Raw genomic sequence first — 3,278 nt, forward strand, 5'->3', positions numbered from 1 at the left:
CGTACCCGGCGACGATCTCCTCCAGGTACGGGCACCCGAAGAGCCGCAGCATCGCGAGGTCCGTCTCCCGGTGCCCTCCGTGCGCGGCGGGGTCGATGAGCCACGCCCTCCCGTCGGCGCCCCACAGCACGTTGCCGTTCCACAGGTCGCCGTGGAGCCGGGCCGGGGGCTCGGCCGGCCCGGCGACGGCAGGAAGCCGCGCGCAGGCCCTCTCCACCACCGCCGCGTCGCGCGAGGTCAGCGCACCCCGGTCCACGGCCGCCCGGACGTACGGCAGCACCCGCTGCTCGGCGTACCAGGCGGCCCACTCGGCGCCGGGGACGTTCCGCATCGGCGCGAGTCCGATGTACGCCTCACGCGGACCGCCGGGCGGACCGGCGCCGTACGCGGGCGCCCCGGCCGCATGCAGCGCCGCGAGCCCCCGCCCCAGCCGCACCGCGGCCCCGACGGTGGGCGCACCCGCCGCGACCCGTTCCGTCACCAGCCACCCGGCGTCGTACCCGTACACCGCGGGCACCGGCACCGCCCCCGCGGCCCCCAGCCACCGCAGCCCGGCGGCCTCGGCGCGTGCCGCGTCGGGCGCGTCGGCGTGCTTGGCGATCACCGTCCGGCCGTCGGCGAGAGCGACCTCGGCGACCGTGCCGGACAGGGGGCGGACCGTGTGCGCGGGGCTGCCGGCGAGGCGCGCGGCGGCGGTGAGAGCGTCCATATGGCCGCCAGCGTACGACGCGGAAGGAGCCGCTCCTTAGACTGCGGGCGTTCACCTGTACGGCGACGGAAAGAGGCGGTATGGCGGCGGCGGGAAACCTCAAGCGGAAGGTGTACGAGAGTGAACTGCTGCGCCTCCAGACGGAGTTGGTGAAGCTCCAGGAGTGGGTGCGGGCGGAGGGCGCGCGGCTGGTCGTCGTGTTCGAGGGGCGGGACGCGGCCGGGAAGGGCGGCACGATCAAGCGGGTCACCGAGCACCTCAACCCCCGGGTCGCCCGGGTCGTCGCCCTGCCGAAGCCGACCGAGCGGGAGCGGACGCAGTGGTACTTCCAGCGGTACGTGGAACACCTCCCGGCCGCCGGGGAGATCGTCCTGCTCGACCGCTCCTGGTACAACAGGGCCGGGGTCGAGCACGTGATGGGGTTCTGCACGAAGGAGGAGCACCAGCGGTTCCTGCGGCAGTGCCCCATCTTCGAGCGGATGCTCGTCGAGGACGGCATCATGCTGCGCAAGTACTGGTTCTCGGTGAGCGACGGCGAGCAGCAGGACCGCTTCCGCAAACGCCTCGACGACCCGGTCCGGCGCTGGAAGCTCTCGCCGATGGACCTGGAGTCGATCACCCGCTGGGAGGCGTACTCGCGGGCCAAGGACGAGATGCTCGTGCACACCGACATCCCCGAGGCGCCCTGGATGGTCGTCGAGAGCGACGACAAGAAGCGCGCCCGGCTCAACATGATCGCCCACCTGCTGGACTCCGTGCCCTACCACGAAGTCCCGCTGCCGGTCCTGGAGTTGCCGGAGCGCCCGCCGTCCACCGGGTACGTACGCCCGCCGCGCGACCTCCAGAACTATGTCCCGGACCACGCCGCAAGCCTGTGACCTGCACACATCCGTGCCGCAAGATCCTTGCGACGGCAGGGTGCGCTCAACTAGCGTCCGAAGCCGGAGGGTTCATCGGGACCGTCCGCGTTGATCCTGCGATGAGGGAGGCCGTTATGCCGTGCCAGTGGACGGCGGACGGATCATGACCGCGTACAACCTCGCCGGGTTCCTGGAGGACTCGGCCGCCCGCCACCCGGAACGCACCGCGATCGTCTTCGGCGAGCTGCGGCTGACGTACGCGCAGGTCGACGGCGCCGCCGCGCAGGTCGCGAACCTGCTGGTGGCGGCGGGTATCCGGCCCGGCGACAAGGTCGCGCTGTCGATGCCGAACCTGCCGTACTTCACGTTCGCCTACTACGGCATCCTCAAGGCGGGCGCGACGGTCGTCCCCCTGAACGTGCTGCTCAAGCCCCGCGAGATCGCCTACCACCTGCGGGACTCCGACGCCAAGGCGCTGATCGCGTTCTCCGGGACGCCCGAGCTGCCCATCGGGGAGTACGCGCGCGAGGCCGTCGCCGAGGCCGACGGGGTCGACCTGTTCGTCGTCGACCCGGCGAGCGCGCTGCCGTGGGCCGGGCAGCCGCCGGTCTTCGAGACTGCCGTCACCGACGAGGACGACACGGCCGTCATCCTCTACACCTCCGGCACGACCGGCCGCCCCAAGGGCGCCGAGCTGCGCCACCGGAACATGCGCGACAACGTCCTCATCGACGACGTGCTCTTCGGCGCGTCCGTCGAGCGGCCCGACACGTTCCTGTGCGTGCTGCCGCTGTTCCACTCCTTCGGGCAGACCGTCATCCAGAACGGGGCGCTCGCGTACGGCGGGACGATCGTCATGCTGCCCCGCTTCGAGCCCGCCGCCGCGCTGAGGCTGATGCTCTCCGAGAACGTCACGTTCTTCGGTGGCGTCCCCACCATGTACTGGGCGCTGCTCGGCGCGCTCGACGACTCCGTGGACGTCGGGACGCTCGCCCGTAATCTCCGGGTCGCCGTCTCCGGCGGGTCCGCGCTGCCCCACGAGGTGCACCGCGAGTTCGGCGAGCGGTTCGGGGTGACCATCCTCGAGGGGTACGGGCTGTCCGAGACGTCCCCCGTCGCGTCCTTCTCCCGGCTCGGGCAGGAGCCCCGCGTCGGGTCCATCGGGGTGCCCGTGCCGGGTGTCGAGATGCGGCTCGTCTCCGGGGACGGCTCGCCCCTCGCCGACGATCCCGACGCCATCGGGGAGATCGCCATCAAGGGGCACAACGTCATGAAGGGCTACTACAAGCGGGCCGACGCGACCGCCGAGGTCCTCGAAGACGGCTGGTTCCGCACCGGTGACCTCGGGCGGCGGGACGCCGACGGCTACTACTACATCGTCGACCGCGCCAAGGACATGATCATCCGGGGTGGGTTCAACGTGTACCCCCGGGAGATCGAGGAACTCCTCATGGAGCACCCCGCGGTGTCCCTGGTCGCCGTCATCGGCTTCCCCCATCCCTCCCATGGGGAGGAGATCAAGGCGGTCGTCGTCCGCAAGGCGGGGGTCGAGGTGACGGAGGCGGAGCTCGTCGACTGGGCCAAGGAGCGGCTTGCGGCGTACAAGTATCCGCGGGTGGTGGAGTTTGCGGAGGCGCTGCCGATGACGTCTACGGGGAAGATCCTGAAGCGCGAGATCAGCTGAGGGGGCGGGTCGGGGTGGTGGGGTG

General features: G+C 71.5%; 3 protein-coding genes. 2 read left to right on the top strand and 1 reads right to left on the bottom strand.

Annotated elements, in window-relative coordinates; genetic code table 11:
* Positions 1–709: fructosamine kinase family protein (locus AOK24_RS33190; RefSeq protein WP_055723723.1), on the bottom strand; the 709-nt coding region annotated here is incomplete at its 3' end.
* A gap of 80 nt (positions 710–789) precedes the next feature.
* Between AOK24_RS33190 and ppk2 the strand changes: the two genes are divergently transcribed.
* Positions 790–1,587: a polyphosphate kinase 2 gene (gene ppk2, locus AOK24_RS33195; protein WP_055723724.1), complete on the top strand. Its 798-nt coding sequence runs from the start codon at positions 790–792 to the stop codon at positions 1,585–1,587.
* A gap of 145 nt (positions 1,588–1,732) precedes the next feature.
* Positions 1,733–3,253 carry a long-chain-fatty-acid--CoA ligase gene (locus AOK24_RS33200; RefSeq protein WP_055723725.1) on the top strand — a complete coding sequence of 507 codons (1,521 nt, stop codon included), beginning with the start codon at positions 1,733–1,735 and terminating at the stop codon, positions 3,251–3,253.
* Positions 3,254–3,278: the final 25 nt, after the last annotated feature.

This window comes from Streptomyces niveiscabiei, from assembly GCF_001419795.1.
Lineage (GTDB): Bacteria > Actinomycetota > Actinomycetes > Streptomycetales > Streptomycetaceae > Streptomyces > Streptomyces niveiscabiei.

What these genes read in the sequence shown, in the direction of transcription:
- ppk2 (WP_055723724.1), top strand. Translation starts at nt 790, where the DNA reads ATGGCGGCGGCGGGAAACCTCAAGCGGAAGGTGTACGAGAGTGAACTG.
- AOK24_RS33200 (WP_055723725.1), top strand. Translation starts at nt 1,733, where the DNA reads ATGACCGCGTACAACCTCGCCGGGTTCCTGGAGGACTCGGCCGCCCGC.